Annotated in this window: 2 pseudogenes; one reads left to right on the top strand and one right to left on the bottom strand. The window is 41.6% G+C overall.

The window, feature by feature from the left end:
• A pseudogene (locus tag AB5935_RS24920) lies at window positions 1–658 on the bottom strand (ATP-dependent helicase); the annotation flags it as partial.
• Between the two features lie 53 nt (window positions 659–711).
• Here AB5935_RS24920 and mnmA point away from each other — a divergent pair.
• Window positions 712–1,550: pseudogene (gene mnmA, locus AB5935_RS24915) on the top strand (tRNA 2-thiouridine(34) synthase MnmA); the annotation flags it as partial.

The raw sequence follows: 1,550 nt of genomic DNA, 5'->3' as shown, positions 1-1,550 counted from the left end.
CGTCTACGCTGATCGATCTTTTCTTTGTAAAAGGTAAGATGCGTGCGCTTTCAATGTGCGGAAAGAAATATAGCTCCATTCCCAATAATAGCGTGGCTGGTGCGGATGTCAGTACAACCACAGGTTTCAACTCACTTAAAGAGAATGGCTGTCCTTCATAATAGCACTGCAACTGATAACGAAACGTTTTATTGTCAACATGAAACGTTACACGAATTTCTGCATTATGAGGATTTATGTGATAGGCATGATGGGCGTATAGTATTTTACTGCCGGCTTGTTTCTGATAAAAAGGCAGTCCGTTGTCCCGTATCAGTATCAGCATTTCCAACAGTTTCTTTTCGATAGATGGACGGATATCATTCTTTATTCGTTCCGGATCTTCGGATAATTTATGTAAAAAACGCGATACTGTTTTTTCGCGGGAGTAGACACTCATTAGATGCTTCTCTGTATAATAAGAGGCGATATGAATAGCTTGTCTTTCTGCCTCACTCATCTTGCTCATAGCTTCGGGAGAGGCGTGAAATGCTTGTTCTACCAATTGCAAGGTACCATCGTCCAGCTTTTCCGCAATATAGGGAATCAGCAATATGCCGAGTATCGGATGCTCTGTGAAAACGATTATAACTTGTCCGTTAGTTGGTCTCTCTTTCATTCTCTTTTAGACTTTAACAAACAAAGATACGGGAAAATACTTAATTTTGCAGCATGATGGAGGAAAACAAACGAGTATTGCTTGGAATGAGTGGCGGTACAGATAGTTCTGTTGCTGCTATGCGATTGCTGGAAGCCGGTTATGAAGTGATCGGAGTAACCTTCCGTTTTTATGAATTGAATGGCTCGACAGAGTATCTGGAAGATGCCCGTAATCTGGCAGAACGTTTAGGAATACGGCATATAACATACGATGCCCGTGAAATATTCAGTAAACAGATTATTGAATATTTTGTGCAGGAGTATCTGGCAGGACGGACTCCAGTCCCTTGTATATTGTGCAATAATTACCTGAAATGGCCTCTGCTTGCTAAAATTGCCGATGAAATGGGCGTTTTCTACATCGCTACCGGGCATTATGCACAGAATATACAACTAAATAATACCTTTTATATAACATACGCTGCCGACGATCATATATGTGTAGATTTCGGATAAGGATCAAACCTTCTTTCTATGGGGATTGAAACAAGATATTCTTTGCAGGATGTTGTTGCCGATGGGGGATATTACGAAAGTGGAAGCTCGTGTCTGGGCTGCGGAACATGGGTTCCGGAAGGTGGCAACTAAAAAGGATAGTATAGGCGTTTGTTTTTGCCCAATGGACTATCGAACTTTTCTGAAAAACTGGTTGGCTCAAAATAATGAGGCATTGGCAGAAGAAGAGCAGATGATGGGGGAGAATCAAGCATTGGTTGGAGATTGGCAAGTATTGGTTGGAAGCAATCAGGCAGGACTCAATAAAGTGAAACGAGGAAGGTTTGTCGATGAAAAGGGAGATTTTATTGCCTGGCATGAGGGTTATCCTTTTTATACCATTGGACAGAGACGTG

The organism is Phocaeicola sp. RTP21198st1_B8_RTP21198_201120, from assembly GCF_040929485.1.
GTDB lineage: Bacteria > Bacteroidota > Bacteroidia > Bacteroidales > Bacteroidaceae > Phocaeicola > Phocaeicola dorei.
The sequence above is the reverse complement of the archived record's forward strand: the minus strand, read 5'-3'. Positions and strand labels throughout refer to the sequence as shown.